Source organism: Pseudomonas fulva NBRC 16637 = DSM 17717, assembly GCF_000730565.1.
Taxonomy (GTDB): domain Bacteria; phylum Pseudomonadota; class Gammaproteobacteria; order Pseudomonadales; family Pseudomonadaceae; genus Aquipseudomonas; species Aquipseudomonas fulva.
Map to the genome: position 1 here is coordinate 104,712 of NZ_BBIQ01000011.1, position 19,265 is coordinate 123,976.

At 61.9% G+C, this 19,265-nt stretch carries 21 protein-coding genes; 16 read left to right on the forward strand and 5 right to left on the reverse strand.

Annotated features, from left to right (window positions below; translation table 11 throughout):
• Nucleotides 1–134 precede the first annotated feature (134 nt).
• Complete coding sequence (gene ftsB / locus PFU01S_RS12795; protein WP_023534037.1) at nt 135–416, forward strand: cell division protein FtsB; 282 nt, start codon at nt 135–137, stop codon at nt 414–416.
• Nucleotides 413–1,120 (forward strand): 2-C-methyl-D-erythritol 4-phosphate cytidylyltransferase, encoded by a 708-nt coding sequence (gene ispD, locus PFU01S_RS12800; protein WP_027913888.1) that lies wholly within the window; start codon nt 413–415, stop codon nt 1,118–1,120. The genes ftsB and ispD overlap by 4 nt, the downstream gene beginning before the upstream one ends.
• A gap of 69 nt (nt 1,121–1,189) precedes the next feature.
• Here ispD and PFU01S_RS12805 read toward each other — a convergent pair whose 3' ends face one another.
• Nucleotides 1,190–2,083: a LysR substrate-binding domain-containing protein gene (locus tag PFU01S_RS12805; RefSeq protein WP_027913889.1), complete on the reverse strand. Its 894-nt coding sequence runs from the start codon at nt 2,081–2,083 to the stop codon at nt 1,190–1,192.
• 107 nt (nt 2,084–2,190) lie between these two features.
• Between PFU01S_RS12805 and PFU01S_RS12810 the strand changes: the two genes are divergently transcribed.
• From PFU01S_RS12810 to rpoS, 8 genes are all read left to right on the forward strand, one after another.
• The gene (locus PFU01S_RS12810; RefSeq protein WP_023534027.1) at nt 2,191–3,303 is read left to right on the forward strand and encodes an S-(hydroxymethyl)glutathione dehydrogenase/class III alcohol dehydrogenase; all 1,113 of its coding nucleotides are present in this window, start codon (nt 2,191–2,193) and stop codon (nt 3,301–3,303) included.
• Nucleotides 3,304–3,311: 8 nt separating this feature from the next.
• Complete coding sequence (gene fghA / locus PFU01S_RS12815) at nt 3,312–4,166, forward strand: S-formylglutathione hydrolase (protein WP_028686879.1); 855 nt, start codon at nt 3,312–3,314, stop codon at nt 4,164–4,166.
• 96 nt (nt 4,167–4,262) lie between these two features.
• Entirely contained in the window at nt 4,263–4,736 is a 474-nt protein-coding gene (ispF, locus tag PFU01S_RS12820; RefSeq protein WP_027913891.1) for a 2-C-methyl-D-erythritol 2,4-cyclodiphosphate synthase, read from the forward strand.
• Entirely contained in the window at nt 4,733–5,791 is a 1,059-nt protein-coding gene (gene truD, locus PFU01S_RS12825; protein ID WP_028686878.1) for a tRNA pseudouridine(13) synthase TruD, read from the forward strand. The genes ispF and truD overlap by 4 nt, the downstream gene beginning before the upstream one ends.
• Entirely contained in the window at nt 5,779–6,528 is a 750-nt protein-coding gene (gene surE, locus PFU01S_RS12830; RefSeq protein WP_033694933.1) for a 5'/3'-nucleotidase SurE, read from the forward strand. The genes truD and surE overlap by 13 nt, the downstream gene beginning before the upstream one ends.
• Before the next feature lie 35 nt (nt 6,529–6,563).
• Complete coding sequence (locus PFU01S_RS12835) at nt 6,564–7,202, forward strand: protein-L-isoaspartate(D-aspartate) O-methyltransferase (protein ID WP_161780410.1); 639 nt, start codon at nt 6,564–6,566, stop codon at nt 7,200–7,202.
• Between the two features lie 192 nt (nt 7,203–7,394).
• Nucleotides 7,395–8,252, forward strand: a complete 858-nt coding sequence (locus PFU01S_RS12840) for a peptidoglycan DD-metalloendopeptidase family protein (protein WP_028686877.1) — start codon at nt 7,395–7,397, stop codon at nt 8,250–8,252.
• 108 nt (nt 8,253–8,360) lie between these two features.
• Nucleotides 8,361–9,368 carry an RNA polymerase sigma factor RpoS gene (gene rpoS, locus PFU01S_RS12845; RefSeq protein ID WP_023534146.1) on the forward strand — a complete coding sequence of 336 codons (1,008 nt, stop codon included), beginning with the start codon at nt 8,361–8,363 and terminating at the stop codon, nt 9,366–9,368.
• A gap of 654 nt (nt 9,369–10,022) precedes the next feature.
• On the opposite strand, the gene fdxA is transcribed toward rpoS, so the two are convergent.
• Nucleotides 10,023–10,346 carry a ferredoxin FdxA gene (gene fdxA, locus PFU01S_RS12850; protein ID WP_023534129.1) on the reverse strand — a complete coding sequence of 108 codons (324 nt, stop codon included), beginning with the start codon at nt 10,344–10,346 and terminating at the stop codon, nt 10,023–10,025.
• Nucleotides 10,347–10,485: 139 nt separating this feature from the next.
• Complete coding sequence (gene mutS, locus PFU01S_RS12855; protein WP_023534160.1) at nt 10,486–13,059, reverse strand: DNA mismatch repair protein MutS; 2,574 nt, start codon at nt 13,057–13,059, stop codon at nt 10,486–10,488.
• A 199-nt stretch (nt 13,060–13,258) separates the two neighbouring features.
• On the opposite strand from mutS, the gene PFU01S_RS12860 reads away from it, so the two are divergent.
• The 3 genes from PFU01S_RS12860 to recX all read left to right on the forward strand — a co-directional run bounded on the left by PFU01S_RS12860 (nt 13,259) and on the right by recX (nt 15,399).
• Nucleotides 13,259–13,741, forward strand: a complete 483-nt coding sequence (locus PFU01S_RS12860; protein ID WP_027913896.1) for a CinA family protein — start codon at nt 13,259–13,261, stop codon at nt 13,739–13,741.
• A gap of 102 nt (nt 13,742–13,843) precedes the next feature.
• Nucleotides 13,844–14,911 carry a recombinase RecA gene (gene recA, locus PFU01S_RS12865; RefSeq protein WP_023534161.1) on the forward strand — a complete coding sequence of 356 codons (1,068 nt, stop codon included), beginning with the start codon at nt 13,844–13,846 and terminating at the stop codon, nt 14,909–14,911.
• 20 nt (nt 14,912–14,931) lie between these two features.
• Nucleotides 14,932–15,399 carry a recombination regulator RecX gene (recX, locus tag PFU01S_RS12870; RefSeq protein ID WP_027913897.1) on the forward strand — a complete coding sequence of 156 codons (468 nt, stop codon included), beginning with the start codon at nt 14,932–14,934 and terminating at the stop codon, nt 15,397–15,399.
• A 15-nt stretch (nt 15,400–15,414) separates the two neighbouring features.
• Here recX and PFU01S_RS12875 read toward each other — a convergent pair whose 3' ends face one another.
• Together PFU01S_RS12875 and PFU01S_RS12880 are read right to left on the reverse strand one after the other, a co-directional pair.
• Nucleotides 15,415–16,524 (reverse strand): LOG family protein, encoded by a 1,110-nt coding sequence (locus PFU01S_RS12875; protein ID WP_042139551.1) that lies wholly within the window; start codon nt 16,522–16,524, stop codon nt 15,415–15,417.
• Between the two features lie 118 nt (nt 16,525–16,642).
• Nucleotides 16,643–17,062: a quorum-sensing-regulated virulence factor family protein gene (locus PFU01S_RS12880; protein WP_027913898.1), complete on the reverse strand. Its 420-nt coding sequence runs from the start codon at nt 17,060–17,062 to the stop codon at nt 16,643–16,645.
• Between the two features lie 210 nt (nt 17,063–17,272).
• On the opposite strand from PFU01S_RS12880, the gene PFU01S_RS12885 reads away from it, so the two are divergent.
• From PFU01S_RS12885 to PFU01S_RS12895, 3 genes are all read left to right on the forward strand, one after another.
• A complete protein-coding gene (locus PFU01S_RS12885) occupies nt 17,273–17,983 on the forward strand; it encodes a tRNA-uridine aminocarboxypropyltransferase (protein ID WP_027913899.1) in 711 nt (236 codons plus the stop codon).
• A gap of 175 nt (nt 17,984–18,158) precedes the next feature.
• Nucleotides 18,159–18,809: a response regulator transcription factor ErdR gene (gene erdR / locus PFU01S_RS12890; RefSeq protein ID WP_027913900.1), complete on the forward strand. Its 651-nt coding sequence runs from the start codon at nt 18,159–18,161 to the stop codon at nt 18,807–18,809.
• 73 nt (nt 18,810–18,882) lie between these two features.
• Nucleotides 18,883–19,251 carry a diacylglycerol kinase gene (locus PFU01S_RS12895; RefSeq protein ID WP_027913901.1) on the forward strand — a complete coding sequence of 123 codons (369 nt, stop codon included), beginning with the start codon at nt 18,883–18,885 and terminating at the stop codon, nt 19,249–19,251.
• Nucleotides 19,252–19,265: the final 14 nt, after the last annotated feature.

Sequence of the window (19,265 nt, forward strand, 5' to 3'; positions counted from 1 at the left end):
GCCGGAGCTGTAGGAACGTTCGTACCGTAACTTCCTACGTTCCATCGGGTTTCTGTTTGAGAAGCCTGGCCTCGGCCAGGCTTCGTGCTATCTGAGACCCTGAACCAACAGGGTCTTTCAACCTGGATATCTTGATGCGCAGTCCTTATTGGTTGTTCCTGGTCCTGCTTCTGCTGCTGGGCGGCCTGCAATACCGTTTGTGGGTAGGCAATGGCAGCCTGGCGCAGGTGGCCGAGCTCAAGCAGCAGATTGACGAGCAGCATGCCGAGAACGAGCGGCTGCTGGAGCGTAACCGTGTGCTCGACGCCGAAGTACTGGAGTTGAAAAAAGGCATGGAAACCGTCGAAGAACGTGCCCGCCACGAGCTTGGCATGGTCAAGGAAGGCGAAACCCTCTTTCAGTTGCCACAGAAATGAGTGAGCGCTTGCCGGCCTTCTGGGCCGTGATCCCTGCGGCGGGAGTGGGCGCCCGCATGGCTGCCGATCGCCCCAAGCAATACCTGTCGTTGGCGGGGCAGACCATCATCGAGCACAGCCTGGCGTGTTTTCTCGATCACCCCGCCCTCAAGGGGGTCGTGGTCAGCATCGCTGAACATGACCCTTACTGGCCCGGCCTTGGGTGCGCCAGCGACCCGCGCATCCGCCGGGCTGCCGGGGGGCGCGAGCGTGCTGACTCGGTACTCAATGCCTTGCTGCTGTTGCACGCTCAGGGCGCGCAAGATGATGACTGGGTGTTGGTGCACGATGCGGCGCGGCCCAACCTGGCACGCAGTGACCTGGACAAGCTGCTGGCCGAATTGGCAGATGATCCGGTGGGCGGCCTGTTGGCGGTACCTGCTCGCGATACGCTCAAAAAATCCGACGGCCATGGGCGCGTCAGCGCCACGGTTGACCGCAGCACCATCTGGCAAGCCTATACGCCGCAGATGTTCCGTTTAGGGGCGCTGCATCGGGCGCTGGCCGAGTGCCTGGTCTCGGATGTGGTGGTGACCGATGAGGCGTCGGCCATCGAATGGTCCGGTCAGTCGCCACGGCTGATCGAAGGCCGCAGTGACAACCTCAAGGTTACGCGCCCCGAAGACCTGGAGTGGCTGCGCCAACGCTGGAATGGGCGGCGTTGACAGGGCCCCGTTCAACTCCCCGGTGATTGAGTCAGGCTCCCACCACCCGCCATTCTGACTGAGCGCCGGTCATGCCCGGTACTCAGGCAGACCTGCCAAGCCCTCTTTCAGATAGTCCACCAGGCGCCGCACCTTGGGCGACAAATGCCGCTGTTGCGGGTACAAGGCCCATACTGCCGTATTGGGGGGTTGGTGGGCTTGCAGCAGCGGGACCAATGCGCCGCTGTGCAGGTGTTCGAGCACGTAGTAATCCGGCAGTTGGCATAAACCGATGCCCTGGAGCGCCGCATCCAGCACCGCCTGGCCGCTGTTGCACCGCCAGTTGCCCTGAACACGCTGGCTGATTTCACGCCCCTCCATTTGCAATGCCCATACATCCGAGCTGCCTATCAGGCAGTTGTGCCTGGCCAGTTCCGACAGGCTGTGGGGCCTGCCATAGCGCGCCAGGTAGCCCGGCGAGGCGCACACGTACATGCGCCGGGGCGCAAGGCGCGTCGCGATCAGGCGCGAGTCGGCCAGGCGACCGAGGCGGATGGCCAGGTCCATGCCTTCGTGCAGCAGGTCCAGGGTCTGGTTGCTCAGTTCGACGTCCACCCTCAACTGCGGGTACAACGCCATGAAACGGGTCACCAGCGGCACGATGAAGCGCTCGCCGTAGGCCACGGCGCACGTCATGCGCAGCAGCCCCTTGGGCTCGCTGGCCAGGTCGCCCATTGCCCGCAGCGCTTCCTCACGCCCATCCTGCAGGCGCTGGCAGTGCTGCAGGAACGTCTGACCGGCCTCGCTGAGCGTAACCCTTCGCGTGCTGCGGTACAGCAAACGTGTCTGCACGCGTTCTTCCAGGCGCGCTATCTGCCGGCTCACATGGGACGAGGATACGCCCAGCCGTTCAGCCGCCGCCGTAAACTGCCCCAATTCGGCCACCGCCACGAACTCATCGATGCCCTCCCAGCGGTTGCTCATGATTATCCCTGCACAGCAATAATGTTTTGTCTTTCACCCGATTATTCAGCAATTGCGGGTGAATTACACTGTCTGCCGATTTCATTGACCTGTCTGGAGCCCCTGCGATGATCAAGTCCCGCGCTGCCGTAGCATTCGAAGCCAAGAAACCCTTGGAAATCGTTGAAGTCGATGTGGCCATGCCCAAGGCTGGCGAGGTATTGCTGCGCGTGGTCGCCAGCGGCGTGTGCCACACCGATGCCTATACCTTGTCCGGTGCTGACCCCGAAGGCATCTTCCCGTCCATCCTGGGCCACGAAGGCGGTGCCATCGTCGAAGCCGTGGGCGAGGGCGTGACCTCGGTGGCGGTGGGTGATCATGTGATTCCGCTGTACACGCCCGAGTGTGGCAAGTGCAAATTCTGCCTGTCTGGCAAGACCAACCTGTGCCAGGCCATCCGTGCCACCCAGGGCAAGGGCCTGATGCCCGACGGCACCACGCGCTTCTCCTACAAGGGTCAGCAGCTGTTCCACTACATGGGCACCTCGACGTTCTCCGAATACACCGTATTGCCGGAAATCTCGGTGGCCAAGATCCAGAAAGAAGCGCCGCTGGAGAAGGTCTGCCTGCTGGGTTGCGGCGTGACCACGGGTATTGGCGCCGTGCTGAACACCGCCAAGGTGCAGCCGGGTGATACCGTCGCCGTCTTCGGCCTGGGCGGCATCGGCCTGTCGGCCATCATTGGTGCAGTCAAGGCCAAGGCTTCGCGCATCATCGCCATCGACATCAACCCGGCCAAGTTCGAAATCGCTCGCCAGCTGGGCGCTACCGATTGCATCAACCCCAAGGAGTACGATCGCCCCATCCAGGAAGTGATCGTCGACCTTACCGACGGCGGCGTGGACTTCTCCTTCGAGTGCATCGGCAACGTGCAACTGATGCGTGCGGCCCTGGAGTGCTGCCACAAGGGCTGGGGCGAGTCGGTCATCATCGGTGTCGCTGGCGCCGGTCAGGAAATCGCCACCCGGCCATTCCAACTGGTCACCGGACGCGTCTGGCGCGGTTCGGCGTTCGGCGGCGTGCGTGGCCGCAGCGAACTGCCTAGCTACGTGGAAATGTCCGAGAAGGGCGAGATTCCGCTGGATACCTTCATCACCCACACCATGGGCCTGGAGGACATCAACAAGGCCTTCGACCTGATGCACGAAGGCAAGAGCATTCGCAGCGTCATCCACTTCTGAGGCTTGCCATGACCCTGGACAATATTTCCTGCCAGAAGAGCTTCGGCGGCTGGCACAAGCGTTACCGCCACACCTCCAAGGTGCTGGGTTGCGACATGGTCTTCGCCGTCTACCTGCCACCCCAGGCCGAGCAGGGCGAAAAGCTGCCGGTCCTGTACTGGCTCAGCGGGTTGACCTGCAACGACGAGAACTTCATGCAGAAAGCCGGCGCCCAGCGCCTGGCCGCAGAGCTGGGGCTGATCATCGTGGCGCCCGATACCAGCCCTCGCGGCGAGCAGGTACCCGGTGATCCCGACGGTGCCTGGGACTTTGGCCTGGGTGCTGGCTTCTACCTCAATGCCACGCAGCAACCCTGGGCTCAGCACTACCGCATGCACGATTACGTGGTGCAGGAGCTGCCAGCCCTGATCGAGGCGCATTTCCCGGCCTCCGGCGAGCGCAGCATCAGTGGGCATTCCATGGGCGGGCACGGCGCCCTGGTCTGCGCATTGCGCAACCCAGGCCGCTATCGCTCGGTGTCGGCGTTTTCGCCGATCTGCAACCCGATGGATTGCCCTTGGGGCGAAAAGGCCTTCAGCCGCTACCTGGGTGAAGAGCGCACGCGCTGGCGTGAGTGGGATGCCAGCGTGTTGCTGGCCGAAACCCCGTCGGGGCAGTGCCCTGCGTTGCTGGTGGACCAGGGCGATCGCGACGACTTCCTCGAAAAGCAGCTCAAGCCCGAAGCCCTGGAGCAGGCGGCGCGCAAAGGCGGTCATGAGCTGACCCTGCGTCTGCAACCGGGCTACGATCACAGCTACTACTTCATCGCCAGCTTCATCGAGGAACACCTGCGTCATCACGCGGTGGCTTTGGGCCGGGTGTAGCCGCAGGGCAGCCAGCCGGCGACGTTGGCCGGCTCTGCACCTTGGCGTTGCAAATGCAGGTAGAATCACGCCCTGACTCATTCAGGGCGTTTTCTTATGCGTATTGGCCACGGCTACGATGTGCACCGGTTTTGCGACGGTGATTTCATTACCCTGGGCGGGGTGCGTATCCCCCACAAGTACGGCCTGCTGGCCCATTCCGATGGTGACGTGCTGCTGCATGCCCTGAGCGACGCATTGCTCGGCGCCGCCGCGCTGGGTGATATCGGCAAGCACTTCCCCGACACCGACCCGCAGTTCAAGGGCGCCGACAGCCGCGTGCTGCTGCGTCATGTGCTGGATGTCGTTCGGGCCAAGGGCTGGCAAGTCGGCAACGTCGACGCCACCATCATTGCCCAGGCGCCGAAGATGGCACCCCACATCGAGGTCATGCGCCAGCGCATCGCCGACGACCTCAAAGTGGGCCTGGACCAGGTCAACGTCAAGGCCACCACCACCGAAAAGCTCGGCTTCGCCGGGCGCGAGGAGGGGATCGCCGTGCATGCGGTTGCCCTGTTGCTGCCAGCATGACCGAATTGGATCTGCTGGGCCCACAGGCATCGGGGCAAGCGCTCGGTACGGCTGTGCTCAAGGCCGTTGCCGAAGATTTTCAGGTCGACGAAGTGCTTGATATCCCGCTGTCTGGCCAGGGCGAGCACCTGTGGCTATGGGTGGAAAAGCGTGAGCTCAATACCGAGGAAGCGGCCCGCCGGCTTGCAAGGGCCGCGGGGGTGCCTGCGCGCGCGATCAGCTACGCCGGGCTCAAGGACCGCCAGGCCTTGACCCGCCAGTGGTTCAGCCTGCATTTGCCGGGCAAGGCCGACCCCGACCTGTCGCGGGCCGAGGATGCCAATCTGCGCGTCCTCAAGCAGATGCGCCACCAGCGCAAGTTGCAGCGCGGCGCGCATTCGTCCAATGGCTTCACGCTGCGCCTGACCCAGCTGGCAGCCGATCATCAGGCAGTCGACGCGCGCCTGGCCCAGCTCAAAGCGAACGGCGTGCCCAATTACTTCGGTACCCAGCGCTTCGGGCATGCCGGCGGCAATGTGCATGACGCCCTGGCCTGGGCCGAGCGCCAGGCCTTGCCTGAGCAACGTAACGTTCGCTCGCGCCTGCTTTCAGCCGGTCGCAGCTACCTGTTCAACCAGGTCCTGGCCGCACGGGTAGCCGATGGCAGCTGGGCCAGTGCGCAAGTGGGCGATCTGCTGGCATTCACCGACAGCCGCAGCTTTTTTCCGGCTGCTGAAGCTGAATGCGCTGATCCTCGCCTAGCCGTTCTCGACCTGCACCCTACAGGCCCCCTGTGGGGCGAGGGCGATTCGCCAGCCAGCGGTCGAACCCGGGCATTGGAAAATTCGGTCGGTGCTGCCCAGCCCGCGCTGTGCCAGTGGTTGGCAAAGGCGGGCATGGATCACGAACGGCGTATTCTGCGGCTCCCTATTGCTGGCCTTACGTGGCATTATCCCGAGCCTGATATCCTGCAACTGGAATTCGTCCTTCCGGCCGGATGCTTCGCCACCGTCGTGGTGCGCGAGGTGGTGGATCTGGTGTCGGCAGGGCAGACGGACAGCCCATGCGTATTCTGATTTCGAACGACGACGGTGTGACTGCACCAGGCATCGCCGCGCTGCACGCTGCGCTTGCCGATTACGCGCAGTGCGCGGTCATTGCACCTGACCAAGACAAGAGCGGCGCCGGCAGCTCGCTGACGTTGGACCGGCCGCTGCATCCGCAGACGCTGGCCAACGGCTTCATCAGCCTCAATGGCACGCCGACCGACTGCGTGCACCTGGGGCTCAACGGGCTGTTGCCGTATACGCCAGACATGGTCGTGTCGGGCATCAACCTGGGGGCCAACCTGGGCGATGACGTGCTGTACTCGGGCACCGTGGCCGCTGCGCTGGAGGGTCGTTTCCTGGGCGGTACGTCGCTGGCGTTCTCACTGCTTTCGCGCCAGCCGGACAACCTTCCGGCCGCGGCTCATATTGCCCGTCGTCTGGTCGAGGCACAGTCGCGCCTGACGCTGCCGCCGCGCACCGTGCTCAATGTCAACATACCCAACCTGCCGCTTGAGCGCATTCGTGGCATCCAGCTGACGCGACTCGGCCATCGGGCGCGGGCCGCGGCACCCACCAAAGTGGTCAACCCGCGTGGTAAGGAAGGTTACTGGATCGCAGTCGCCGGCGATGCAGAGGACGGCGGCCCGGGCACTGACTTCCATGCCGTGATGCAAGGCTACGTTTCCATCACCCCGTTGCAGCTCGACCGCACCTTCAACGACGCTTTCGAGCAGCTCGATGGCTGGCTGGAGGGCTTGCTTTGATGCGTGAGGACGATATGTTGCGTCGGGGCATCGGCATGACGTCCCAGCGCACCCGCGAGCGTCTGATCCAGCGGCTGTGCGAGGAGGGCGTGTCCAGCCCCCAGGTGCTCGATGTGATTCGCCGCACGCCACGCCATCTGTTCGTGGACGAGGCACTGGCCCATCGCGCCTATGAAGATACCGCGCTGCCCATCGGCCACAACCAGACCATCTCGCAACCGTTCATGGTGGCGCACATGAGCGAATTGCTGCTCGAGGCGGGTCCGCTGGATAAAGTCCTGGAGATCGGCACCGGTTCTGGCTACCAGACCGCCGTGCTGGCGCAACTGGTCGAGCGGGTGTTCTCGGTCGAGCGCATCAAGGTCTTGCAGGACCGCGCCAAGGAACGCCTGGTGGAGCTGAACCTGCGCAACGTGGTGTTTCGCTGGGGCGATGGGTGTGAGGGGTGGCCGGCACTGGCCCCCTACAATGGCATCATCGTGACCGCCGTTGCTTCGGAAGTGCCCCAGGCGCTGCTCGACCAACTGGCGCCGGGTGGGCGGATGGTGATTCCAGTGGGTTCACCCGGTGAAGTGCAGCAGCTGATGCTCATCGTCCGAGAAGAGCATGGGTTTTCACGCCGTGTGCTTGGGGCGGTACGCTTCGTGCCTCTGCTCAATGGACCGGTAACCTGATTCATCTGGGCATCGACGGGCTATTTTTGCACCTGCGTCGAATTCTTGCAGGATCGACCTGTCTATCTGGCGGTGCACGCACGTTGCGCAAGTGTGTTGCAGCCGCCTGCCAAGACTGGCGAGCTTCGTTATAATTGCAACAATATTGCATTCATGTCTTGAAACGTTTTCGGCACCATGAGGGGAGCGCGGGTGGGTCACACAGTCTTTCGGCAGCGCAAGGACAGCTCGGGTCTCAGGCTCCTGGTGCTGGTACTGGCCATGGGCACACTGTTGGTGGGGTGCTCGAGCTCCGGCAGCAACAGTGCGCGTGTCGTCGACCGCAACAGCAGCGCGCCCAAACGGCCTACCGTGACCTCCGGTCAGTATGTGGTCAAGCCAGGCGACACGCTGTTCTCCATCGCGTTTCGCTATGGCTGGGACTACAAAGAGTTGGCGGCCCGCAACGGTATCGCCCCGCCGTATACCATTCGCCCTGGCCAGCCAATTCGCTTCAGTAGCGGGGCCTCGGGCAGCACCACCGTAGTGGCCAGCCCGTCCTCGTCCAGCCGAACCACGGTCACCCGCCGTCCTGTGGGTGCCACGGCCTCTACTCCTGCCACGACCACCAAGACCGTCACCACATCCAGCTCGGCGAGCACGCCGGTAGTCGCTACCGTGCCTGCCGCCGAACGTGCGGCCGGTGGCTGGACCTGGCCGGCGAACGGGGTTTTGATCGGCAAATTTGCTTCAAACGGTAGTTTGAATAAAGGCACTGATATCGCCGGTGATTTGGGACAGCCTGTTTTTGCTGCGGCCAGTGGATCAGTGGTGTACGCCGGGAGTGGTTTGAGGGGCTACGGCGAGCTGATCATCATCAAGCACAGCGATACCTATGTCAGTGCCTACGGCCACAACCGCAGGCTCTTGGTACGGGAGGGGCAGCAGGTCAAGGCAGGGCAGTCGATTGCTGAAATGGGGTCTACAGGCACAGATCGGGTGAAGTTGCATTTCGAAATTCGCCGTCAGGGCAAACCCGTCGATCCGCTCCAGTTCCTGCCACGCCGTTGATTGTTGTTTCCGGTCTGTTCCGCTGACATGGAGGGGACAGGCTCCAGCGCTGCCAAGGAGAAAGGCGCCGCTTGAGTCTGAGTTCGAACTCAGCAAAGGACTATAACAATGGCTCTCAGCAAAGAAGCGCCGGAGTTTGACATCGACGATGACGTCCTCCTCATGGAGACGGGCATCGTTTTGGAAACGGATGTGGTGTCAGACGAACCTGCTGTACCTTCGGTTCGGACCAGGGCCAAATCAGGCTCTTCACTTAAACAACACAAGTACATCGATTACAGCCGCGCCCTCGATGCGACTCAGTTGTACCTCAACGAGATTGGCTTTTCGCCTCTGCTTTCGCCGGAAGAAGAAGTGCATTTTGCGCGCTTGTCGCAAAAGGGCGACCCTGCCGGCCGCAAGCGCATGATCGAAAGCAATCTGCGCCTGGTGGTGAAAATCGCTCGCCGCTACGTGAACCGGGGGTTGTCATTGCTCGATCTGATCGAGGAGGGCAACCTTGGGCTGATTCGCGCGGTGGAGAAGTTCGATCCTGAGCGGGGCTTCCGTTTCTCGACCTATGCTACCTGGTGGATTCGGCAGACCATCGAGCGGGCGATCATGAACCAGACCCGCACCATTCGCCTCCCCATTCATGTGGTCAAGGAACTCAACGTTTACTTGCGCGCGGCGCGCGAACTGACCCAGAAGCTGGATCACGAGCCTTCGCCCGAAGAGATCGCCGCCTTGCTGGAGAAGCCGGTTGCCGAGGTCAAGCGTATGCTGGGTCTCAACGAGCGGGTGTCCTCCGTGGACGTGTCTCTGGGTCCTGACTCGGACAAGACGCTGCTCGACACCCTGACGGATGATCGCCCCACTGACCCGTTCGAGTTGCTGCAGGACGATGACCTGTCGCAGAGCATCGATCAGTGGCTCGGTGAACTGACCGACAAGCAACGTGAAGTGGTGGTGCGCCGGTTCGGCTTGCGTGGACACGAAAGCAGTACGTTGGAGGACGTCGGTCTGGAAATCGGCCTGACCCGCGAGCGGGTGCGGCAGATACAGGTCGAGGGGCTCAAGCGCCTGCGTGAGATTCTGGAAAAGAACGGCTTATCCAGCGAGTCGCTTTTTCGTTAGTCCCTGGTCTTACGCTGCGTACAGAAACGCCCCGATAAAAAGGGGCGTTTTTGCGTTTGGGGTTTGGGGAGCCGTGCTGTCGACCCGCTCTCTGCGGTGAGCGGTGCTCGGCCCGGTTTGCAGATTCACAGGTGTACTCAGCGATGTGCTCACCCTGACAGTTCGGCCTGTAAGCCTTTGCTTACTCGTTGCGTAAGCCTTTGAAGGGTGTGGCGGTAAATCATTGTCGTTTTCAAAAGCAACCTTTTCTTAAGTCATTGAAAAGGCTGAAGTATTTAGATGTGTGAAAGTTTGTAGGTCGCAACATCCTGTGAGGAGGACGCGTTGCACATCCTGCTCAGATCGCTAGTATTCGAACTGTGCACACGGACACGCACAGGCACTCAGGAAGAGCGCCAAGGACATCGCAAGAAGCGATTTCATCAGGACGATGTACAGGACAAGCAGGGACTACGGAAAAAAATGTGGGCGGGTCAAACCGCCCCTTTTTTTTGCCTTTTTTTCAGGATCTGAGCTTTTCGATTCCAGCGCCAGATTGCATGACGCTTGTGAACAGCTCTGCCAGAACCCGCGTGACGGCGGCCACGTCTGCATGCAGGTTTTTCGCGCTAAACAAAAAGGCCCTTGCGGGCCTTTTTGTTTTTTCATGCGACGTTAACGCTGCAAGTCGGCAATCTTGCCTGGCTTGCCGTCCCACTCCTCAGCATCAGGAAGGGCATCCTTGCGCTCGGTGATGTTGGGCCAGATTTCAGCCAGTTCGGCGTTCAACTCGATGAAGTTCTCCATGCCCGATGGCACTTCGTCTTCCGAGAAAATGGCTTGTGCCGGGCACTCTGGTTCGCACAGTGCACAGTCGATGCACTCATCCGGGTGGATGACCAGGAAGTTCGGGCCTTCGTAGAAGCAGTCCACCGGACAGACTTCCACGCAGTCGGTGTATTTGCATTTGATGCAGTTGTCGGTGACGACGAAGGTCATTTCTAGTTCTCTCCTCAGGCGACGGCGGCGGCCCTTCCTCTCGGGCCGCGCGGTTTGCGGGTTTTGGCTGCAGGCCAGGCTAATAACCGTGCAGTACCAGCAAACCGCGGCGGATTCTACCAGCTTGTCATGGCTGCCGTTATAACAGGTTCTTTAGTTGATATAGCATTTCGATAGCTTGGCGCGGTGTCATGTCATCAAGCTGCAGCTTGCCCAGTTTCTCGATGGCTGGGTGAGGCAGGCTGGCGAACAGGTCGCTCTGGTGCGGCACTTGTGGTGCATCCTGCGCTTTCGTGACCTGAGTCGAGTCGTGCGGCAGGCTGGTGGTTTCCAGGCGTGACAGGTGCTCACGGGCGCGCTGGATGACCACCGCCGGTACACCTGCCAGTTGCGCAACCGCCAGGCCATAGCTCTGGCTCGCAGGCCCTGGCAGCACGTGGTGCAGGAACACGATACGGTCGTTGTGCTCCGTTGCATTGAGGTGCACGTTAGCCACCAGCGGCTCACTGTCGGGCAACACGGTCAGTTCGAAATAGTGGGTAGCGAACAAGGTGTAGGCCCGCAGGCGCGCCAGGCGTTCGGCTGCTGCCCAGGCCAGCGACAGGCCATCGAAGGTACTGGTGCCGCGGCCAACTTCGTCCATCAGCACCAGGCTGCGGTCGGTTGCGTTGTGCAGGATATTGGCGGTTTCGCTCATTTCCACCATGAAGGTGGAGCGCCCGCCTGCCAGGTCGTCGCTCGAGCCAATGCGGGTGAAGATGCGGTCGACCACCGACAGCTCGCAGCGCGCTGCTGGAACGAAGCTGCCGATGTGCGCCATCAGCACGATCAGTGCGGTCTGGCGCATGTACGTGGACTTACCACCCATGTTCGGCCCGGTGATGATCAGCATCCGCGTACTGTCGTCCAGGCCCAGGTCGTTGGCCACGAACGGCGTGGTGAGCACCTGCTCGACCACCGGGTGACGCCCCTGCTCGATGCGCAGGCACGGCTCGTCGACGAAGCGTGGGCAGTTCAGGTCCAGGTTCAGGGCACGCTCTGCCAGGTTGCTGAGCACGTCCAGTTCGGCCAGGGCGGCGGCACTGTCCTGCAGTGGCGCCAAGTGGCTGATCAGGGTCTCCAGCAGCGCGTCGTAGAGCATCTTTTCCCGGGCCAGGGCGCGGCTCTTGGCCGACAGCGCCTTGTCCTCGAATGCCTTGAGTTCCGGCGTGATGAAACGCTCGGCGCCCTTGAGGGTCTGCCGGCGGATGTAGTCGACCGGGGCCTGCTCGGCCTGCTTGGAAGGCAGCTCGATGAAATAGCCATGCACACGGTTGTAGCCGACCTTGAGGTTGGCAAGGCCGGTGCGCGCCTTCTCACGCGCCTCGAGGTCGATCAGGAACTGCCCGGCGTTTTCGCTGATGGCCAGTAGCTCGTCGAGCTCGCTGTCGTAGCCGGTCTTGAGCACGCCTCCATCACGGATCACGGCAGGCGGGTTGTCGACCACCGCACGCTCCAGCAGGCTGGCCAGCTCCGGGTAGGTGCCGGTGATCGCGGCCAGGCGTGCCAGGTGCGGCGCCTCGAGCTCGGTCATTGCATTCTGCAGCTCGGGCAGGGCGCCCAGTGCGTCTCGCAACCGCGCCAGGTCGCGTGGGCGGGCGTTGCGCAAGCCGATACGGGCCAGGATGCGCTCGATATCGCCGATTTCCTTGAGCTGGGGTTGCAGCTTTTCGAACCGGTAGCTGTCGAGCAGGCAGCGGATCGAATCCTGGCGGGCCTGTATGACCTTGAGGTCGCGCAGCGGACGGTTCAGCCAGCGGCTCAGCAGGCGGCTGGCCATGGCCGTCTGGCAGCGATCGACGACCGATTGCAGGGTATTGTCACGCCCACCTGCCAGGTTGACGTCCAGCTCCAGGTTGCGACGGCTGGCCCCGTCGAGGATGACGGTGTCGTCCAGGCGCTCGTGACGCAGGCTGCGCAAGTGCGGCAGGGCCGTACGCTGGGTTTCCTTGGCATAGGCCAGCAGGCAGCCGGCGGCGCCGATGGCCAGGGTCAGCTTGTCACAGCCAAAGCCCTTGAGGTCCTTGGTGGCAAATTGTTGGCAGAGCGCTTTGCGCGCCGAGTCGCGGTCAAAGTCCCAGGGCGCTCGGCGACGCGCACCGGGGCGTTTCTCGGCAGGCAGGTCGCGTGGCCAGTCATCCGGGATGAGCAGCTCGACCGGGTTGAGGCGGTCCAGTTCAGCCAGCAGGGTTTCCCAGCCTTTGATCTCCTGGACGCCGAAGTGACCGCTGGTGATGTCGAGCACGGCCAGGCCAAACAGGCGCTCGTCGCCCAGCAGCGCTGCGATCAGGTTGTCACGGCGCTCATCGAGCAGCGCTTCGTCGCTGACGGTACCTGGCGTGATGATGCGCACGACCTGGCGCTCGACCGGCCCCTTGCTGGTGGCCGGGTCGCCGATCTGCTCGCAGATGACCACCGATTCGCCCAGCTTGACCAGCTTGGCTAGGTAACCCTCGAGGGAATGAAACGGCACCCCGCACATGGGAATGGACTGGCCGGCGGACTGCCCGCGCGCGGTCAGGGTGATGTCCAGCAGGCTGGCGGCCTTTTTCGCATCTTCATAGAAGATCTCGTAGAAGTCGCCCATGCGATAGAACATCAGCTGGTCCGGATGCTGGTTTTTCAGCTTCCAGTACTGCTGCATCATTGGGGTATGTGCGGAGAGATCGGACATGGTCGGCCTTACAGCGGGTGATCTGGTTGGCAAGGGTAAACCGGCAATGGTACAGGCTTTTTCGGTGCGATGCAGGCGCCGAACGCCGTGCCTGCCCACCATGGGTGCCGCGCCAGGGGCTTGGAAAACCTGAACGTTTGCCGGGCAAGCTTCTCTATTGGGGTGATAGGGTAGTAGTCAGTCTACAAGGAGCCCTCGCATGGACCCGATTACCACACTCGCCACTCGCCTGGGTGACCACCTTCAACGCCTGGGGGCGCATGTGAGCACCGCCGAATCCTGTACCGGCGGCGGCATTGCCGAGGCCATTACCCGGATTGCCGGCAGCTCGGCCTGGTTCGAAGCCGGCTACGTGACCTATTCCAACCGGCAAAAAACGCGTCAGCTGGGGGTGCCCGAAGCGTTGTTCGGGCAGGTGGGCGCCGTAAGTCAGGAGGTGGTCGAGGCCATGGTCAAGGGCGCGCAGCTGGCCAGCGGCGCCCGCTTTGCCGTGGCGGTCAGCGGAGTGGCCGGCCCCGGCGGCGGTTCGGCCGACAAGCCCGTGGGGACTGTATGGTTGGCCTGGAGCGATGGCCAGCAGGTCGTCAGCGAGCGTCGTCAGTTCGACGGCGACCGCGAGGCCGTGCGGCGCCAGACCGTCATCGCCGCCTTAGAAGGCTTGTTACAGCTTGGCATCGGTTAAATCGAAATCGGGGGTTTGCTCGAACGCTCGCCTGTGGAATAATACTGGCTACTTATACAGTTATCCGGCCATCAGGGCCAAGTCGAACACGTGAGGATTTCAATGGACGACAACAAGAAGCGCGCCTTGGCTGCGGCCCTGGGTCAAATCGAACGTCAATTCGGTAAGGGCGCGGTCATGCGCATGGGCGACCATGAGCGCCAAGCCATCCCTTCCATTTCTACCGGCTCTCTGGGGCTGGACATCGCCCTGGGTATCGGCGGTCTGCCAAAAGGCCGTATCGTCGAAATTTACGGCCCGGAATCGTCAGGTAAAACCACGCTCACGCTCTCGGTCATCGCCGAAGCCCAGAAAAGTGGCGCCACCTGTGCGTTCGTCGATGCCGAGCATGCTCTTGATCCGGAGTACGCTGGCAAACTGGGCGTCAACGTAGACGACCTGCTGGTTTCGCAGCCTGACACGGGTGAGCAGGCGCTGGAAATTACCGACATGTTGGTACGGTCCAACGCGGTCGACGTCATCATCGTCGACTCCGTGGCGGCGCTGGTACCCAAGGCTGAAATCGAAGGCGAAATGGGTGACATGCACGTGGGCTTGCAGGCTCGTCTGATGTCCCAGGCGCTGCGCAAGATCACCGGTAACATCAAGAACGCCAACTGCCTGGTTATCTTCATCAACCAGATCCGTATGAAGATCGGCGTGATGTTCGGTAGCCCGGAAACCACCACCGGCGGCAACGCACTGAAGTTCTATGCCTCGGTTCGCCTGGACATCCGCCGCACCGGTGCAGTCAAGGAAGGCGACGAGGTGGTGGGTAGTGAAACCCGCGTCAAGATCGTCAAGAACAAGGTGGCGCCACCGTTCCGTCAAGCGGAATTCCAGATTCTGTACGGCAAGGGTATCTACCGTAACGGTGAAATCATCGACCTGGGCGTGTCTCAGGGCCTGGTCGAGAAATCGGGCGCCTGGTACAGCTACCAAGGCAACAAGATCGGTCAGGGCAAGGCGAATGCTGCCAAGTACCTGCATGAGAATCCCGCTATCGGTAGCGAAATCGAGAAGCAGATCCGCGACAAGCTGCTCAATGCCGGTGCTGTAGCCGCTGCTGCCAAGGCTGCAGCCGCACAGGCCGATGCGGGTGACGTGGCCGAAGCCGAAGCTGGCTATTGATCACGCGACCGTAGCCGAACATGCCTGCCGTACTCGACACTCCCGTCGCCATTCGGCGGGCAGCCATGGACCTGCTTGCGCGACGTGAGCATGGTCGCGTGGAATTGACCCGCAAGTTACTTCAGCGCGGGGCGTTGCAGACGCTGATCGAGCCTGAGCTCGATCGGCTGAGCGACGAAGGCCTGCTGAGTGAAGCTCGTTATCTGGAAAGCTTCATTCGCTATCGATCCAGTTCAGGTTATGGCCCTGCCCGAATCCGTGAGGAGCTCGGGCAGCGCGGCTTGGCGCGTGGTGATATCGACGCGGCGCTTCGCGAGAGTCAAATCGACTGGGGCGAGCGGCTGTTTGAAGTATGGCAGCGCAAATATGCCGGGCAACGCCCTGAAGACCCCAAGGCGCGTGCGCAGCAAATGCGTTTCCTCGCTTATCGCGGTTTCCCCATGGACATGATTGGCAGGCTGCTTAGTGGTCGAGGCTGGGACGACTGAGCGCACAGCCTGCGCCTAGGATAGATCCGGCAAACGCTGTTCAAGGCAGGTCGGTGGCGCAACAGCCCAATGTTGCGGCAGATTGATGAAGTCCACCAGCTCTCGCAGTCGGCCTTGATCACGGCCGGTAAAAGCGAAGCACAGGCGTGTCAGGTGCCCAAAATCCCCGGTCTCGTTTTCGACATTGCTGTCAGGCGTTTGCTCGAAGCTGCCGCTCAGGCAGAGATCACTAAACCGCTCGCCAATTGCGTGCAACGCTTCGGGCGTGAGTGGCCGGTGCATGCGCAGGACGAACTGGCGTTTCAGCCAGCGGCTGGAGTGGTAGTTTCGGTAAAACTGATTGATTTCCTCGACAGCTTCGTCAGCACTGTGCACCAGGCGCAGCAGCTTGAGGTCGCCTGGGAGGATGTAGCGGTTGTCTTGCAACTGATGGCGAATGAACGTCAGGCAGTCCTGCCAGAAAGTACCCTGCGGCGAGTCCAACAGCACCACCGGTACCAGCGGGCTCTTGCCTGTCTGGATAAGCGTCAGCACTTCCAGTGCCTCATCGAGCGTACCGAACCCTCCGGGGCACAACACCAGCGCGTCTGCTTCCTTGACGAAAAACAACTTGCGAATGAAAAAGAAGTGAAACGACAGCAGCTTGTCGGTGCCGTCTATGGTTGGGTTGGCATGTTGCTCGAAGGGCAGGGTGATGTTGAAGCCAAGGCTGTTGTCGGCGCCTGAACCTTCATGGGCGGCGGCCATGATACCGCCACCACCCCCGGTGATGACCATCAGGTCCGAGCGGGCCAGCGCAGCACCCAGCTCACGGGCCAGGGCATACATGGGATGCTCCAGCGGCGTACGCGCCGAGCCGAAGACGGTGACCTTGCGGCGATGCTTGTGGCGACGCAGTGCGCGAAAGGACTGGTCGAGTTCGCGCAGCGCTTGCAGGGTGATCTTGGTGCTCCAGCGGTCGGCATCGTCATGGGCCATGCGCAGGACCGTCAGCATCATGTCGCGATAGAGGGGCAGGTTGGGGCTATCGGGGGCCACGCGTTCGAGTTGCGCGTCGATGTAGCTCAGGTCGATGTCATGATCGCGGAAGTGGCTGTAAAGCAGGTCATTCGATTGATAGGGCATGCAACTTCTCCTTCTGCACCTCATCAATCTAGCCCTTTAGCACCGGTCACGCCCAGCCCATATCAGGGCGTCGGGCGCATGAGGGCGCCCGGACGGGGCTTGAGCGGTAGTCGAAGATTTACTTCTTCTTGTTACCGGCAACGCAGCTGGCGCTGTCGAAGGCCTGATCCATCAACGGCTGATTGGTCTTGTAGACCGTGAAGCGGTACACCATCACTGCGCCCTTGGACATCAGGTTGCGGAACCCGCTGTTGCGGCAAACGCTGTCGCCCAACTGGCTACGCACCTGCTCAGGGTTGGCCTGCATGCGCGCAGCATGGTCGGCGCGTACGCTGAGATGATTGATCAGGGCCTTGCCTTCGACGGTATAGCCTTGGTCGAGAATGTCTTCGTTGATGGCGCGGGGTGTGCCGACGCTGCTTTCCTTGGCAACCTTTTGCAGCATCGTGTTCAGGTCATAGTCCTGCTTGGAAGCCGCCTGGGCTGCAAGTGGCAATGCGAGCAGCAAGCTCAGGGCGGGGGCGATAAGGCGCAGCATGGATCTCTCCTGGTTCGGTGACTGGCGCTTGGACAGGCAAGGACAGGCGGCGTTCCGTAATCGCTGCCGCCCGTATGGCGCTTGAAATCGCGAGTATAGGGGCGCACTGGTCGTCTGCACAGCAACTGGCCAGCATTCTGGTAAACTGCCGGCCGTTTTCAATCGAGCAATTGCTGTGACTGCCACCTCTCTTCTGCACCGCGTGCCGGCATGAGTCATGCCGTCGCACGGCTGCGCGCCGAACGCCTGGCACGCAGCAACAAACCCTTCGTCGCACGCGGCTCACGTGCCGAGCGTTGCCCGGGCTGCCGGGTCATCGCCACGCATTGCCTGTGTGACTGGAAGCCCAGTGTCAGTGCCGAGTCGGGCATCTGCCTGTTGATGCACGATACCGAGCCGCTCAAGCCAACCAACACCGGCTGGCTCATCGCTGACCTGATCGAAGACACATCAGCCTTCGGCTGGCTGCGAACCTCGGTAAACGAAGGCTTGCTGGCATTGCTCGATGACCCGCAATGGCAGCCGTACATCGTGTTCCCGGGTGAATTCGTGGCGCCGGAGCGCGTCGTGACGGACGTGGTGCGCTCGCCTGAGAAGCGGCCATTGTTCATCCTGCTCGACGCCACCTGGACCGAGGCGCGCAAGATGTTCCGCAAAAGTCCGTACCTGGAGCGTTTTCCGGTGCTCAGCCTGCAGCCCGAGCAGATGTCGCGCTACCGCCTGCGCCGCTCGCGGCGCGATGACCACTTCTGCACGGCGGAAGTAGCCGCCATGTGCCTGGACCTGGCTGGGGACCACCTCGCCTCACAGGCACTGGATGCCTATCTGGACGTCTTCAGCTTGCACTACCTCAGTGGCAAGCGTCGCCTGCCTCTGGATGAGCAGGATGCTGTTCACCAGCGCCTGCATACCTTCCTATAGTCCAAGGGGCAGCCTACCGGCTTTGGTTCATAATGGCCGGCATGCCGCCGAGGCGGGTTGAACGACTGGCAGGCTGGCTTGACCTTTGCCGTTGCCGCTCGGCATCCTTGGCGCCGATTCCCGCCAACGTGCCCGTGTCGACGGGCCCTTGGTACAGAACAGGATCCTTAGATCGATGGCCACATATGAAATCCTGATTGCCGATGACCACCCGCTGTTTCGCGGTGCACTGCGCCAGGCCGTAACCCTGGGCATGGGCCCGGACGTGCGCCTGGTGGAAGTGGCAAGTATCGCCGAGCTGGAAAACCGCCTGAGCGAGAAGGCAGACTGGGACCTGGTGCTGCTGGACCTGAACATGCCGGGTGCCTATGGTTTTTCCGGATTGGTCCTGCTGCGCGGGCAGTACCCGCAGATACCGGTGGTGATGGTTTCGGCGCAGGAGGAGGCTGCGGTCGTGGTCAAGTCCCGCGAGTTCGGCGCCAGCGGGTTCATTCCCAAATCGAGCACCCTTGAAGTGATTCAGGATGCGGTGCGCAAAGTGCTCGATGGCGACGTGTGGTGGCCACCGCAGGCGTTCGAGAAGGTCGATGTGCCTGCCGAAGCGAAGGCTGCCAGCGAAGGCCTCGCTAGCCTCACGCCGCAGCAGTTTCGGGTGCTGACCATGGTCTGCGAGGGCTTGCTGAACAAGCAGATCGCCTACGAGCTGAGTGTGTCCGAAGCTACCATCAAGGCCCATGTGACGGCCATTTTCCGCAAACTGGGCGTGCGCACGCGCACCCAGGCCGCTTTGTTGCTGCAACAACTTGAATCGGTTGCAAGCACCTGACTGTACGTGGCTTCACGCTTTTTTGACCCTTGCCAGCCTAGTCTGCCGGCCTTTTTGTAGCTAAGCGAACCTCATGACGCCATCACCTTTTAAGGGCCAGACTGGCCTGAAACGAATCCTCAACGCCGCAGGCTATTCCCTGGACGGGCTGCGCGCCGCCTTCAAGGGCGAGGCTGCGTTCCGCCAGCTGGTGCTGCTCAACGTCGTGCTGGTGCCTGTTGCATTCTGGTTGCCGGTAAGCCGTGCGGAGCGGGCGATCATGATCGCGGTGTGCCTGCTTGGACTGATCGTCGAGCTGTTCAATTCGGCGGTGGAGGCGGCGATCGATCGCATTTCTCTCGAACGCCACCCGTTGTCGAAAAACGCCAAGGACATGGGCAGCGCTGCCCAGCTGGTGTCGTTGTGCATGGTGGCGATCGTGTGGGGCGTGATCCTGCTGTAGAGCTGCACCGTGGG

What these genes read in the sequence shown, in the direction of transcription:
- ftsB (WP_023534037.1), top strand. Translation starts at nt 135, where the DNA reads ATGCGCAGTCCTTATTGGTTGTTCCTGGTCCTGCTTCTGCTGCTGGGC.
- ispD (WP_027913888.1), top strand. Translation starts at nt 413, where the DNA reads ATGAGTGAGCGCTTGCCGGCCTTCTGGGCCGTGATCCCTGCGGCGGGA.
- PFU01S_RS12805 (WP_027913889.1), bottom strand. Translation starts at nt 2,083, where the DNA reads ATGAGCAACCGCTGGGAGGGCATCGATGAGTTCGTGGCGGTGGCCGAA.
- PFU01S_RS12810 (WP_023534027.1), top strand. Translation starts at nt 2,191, where the DNA reads ATGATCAAGTCCCGCGCTGCCGTAGCATTCGAAGCCAAGAAACCCTTG.
- fghA (WP_028686879.1), top strand. Translation starts at nt 3,312, where the DNA reads ATGACCCTGGACAATATTTCCTGCCAGAAGAGCTTCGGCGGCTGGCAC.
- ispF (WP_027913891.1), top strand. Translation starts at nt 4,263, where the DNA reads ATGCGTATTGGCCACGGCTACGATGTGCACCGGTTTTGCGACGGTGAT.
- truD (WP_028686878.1), top strand. Translation starts at nt 4,733, where the DNA reads ATGACCGAATTGGATCTGCTGGGCCCACAGGCATCGGGGCAAGCGCTC.
- surE (WP_033694933.1), top strand. Translation starts at nt 5,779, where the DNA reads ATGCGTATTCTGATTTCGAACGACGACGGTGTGACTGCACCAGGCATC.
- PFU01S_RS12835 (WP_161780410.1), top strand. Translation starts at nt 6,564, where the DNA reads ATGACGTCCCAGCGCACCCGCGAGCGTCTGATCCAGCGGCTGTGCGAG.
- rpoS (WP_023534146.1), top strand. Translation starts at nt 8,361, where the DNA reads ATGGCTCTCAGCAAAGAAGCGCCGGAGTTTGACATCGACGATGACGTC.
- fdxA (WP_023534129.1), bottom strand. Translation starts at nt 10,346, where the DNA reads ATGACCTTCGTCGTCACCGACAACTGCATCAAATGCAAATACACCGAC.
- mutS (WP_023534160.1), bottom strand. Translation starts at nt 13,059, where the DNA reads ATGTCCGATCTCTCCGCACATACCCCAATGATGCAGCAGTACTGGAAG.
- PFU01S_RS12860 (WP_027913896.1), top strand. Translation starts at nt 13,259, where the DNA reads ATGGACCCGATTACCACACTCGCCACTCGCCTGGGTGACCACCTTCAA.
- recA (WP_023534161.1), top strand. Translation starts at nt 13,844, where the DNA reads ATGGACGACAACAAGAAGCGCGCCTTGGCTGCGGCCCTGGGTCAAATC.
- recX (WP_027913897.1), top strand. Translation starts at nt 14,932, where the DNA reads ATGCCTGCCGTACTCGACACTCCCGTCGCCATTCGGCGGGCAGCCATG.
- PFU01S_RS12875 (WP_042139551.1), bottom strand. Translation starts at nt 16,524, where the DNA reads ATGCCCTATCAATCGAATGACCTGCTTTACAGCCACTTCCGCGATCAT.
- PFU01S_RS12880 (WP_027913898.1), bottom strand. Translation starts at nt 17,062, where the DNA reads ATGCTGCGCCTTATCGCCCCCGCCCTGAGCTTGCTGCTCGCATTGCCA.
- PFU01S_RS12885 (WP_027913899.1), top strand. Translation starts at nt 17,273, where the DNA reads ATGAGTCATGCCGTCGCACGGCTGCGCGCCGAACGCCTGGCACGCAGC.
- erdR (WP_027913900.1), top strand. Translation starts at nt 18,159, where the DNA reads ATGGCCACATATGAAATCCTGATTGCCGATGACCACCCGCTGTTTCGC.
- PFU01S_RS12895 (WP_027913901.1), top strand. Translation starts at nt 18,883, where the DNA reads ATGACGCCATCACCTTTTAAGGGCCAGACTGGCCTGAAACGAATCCTC.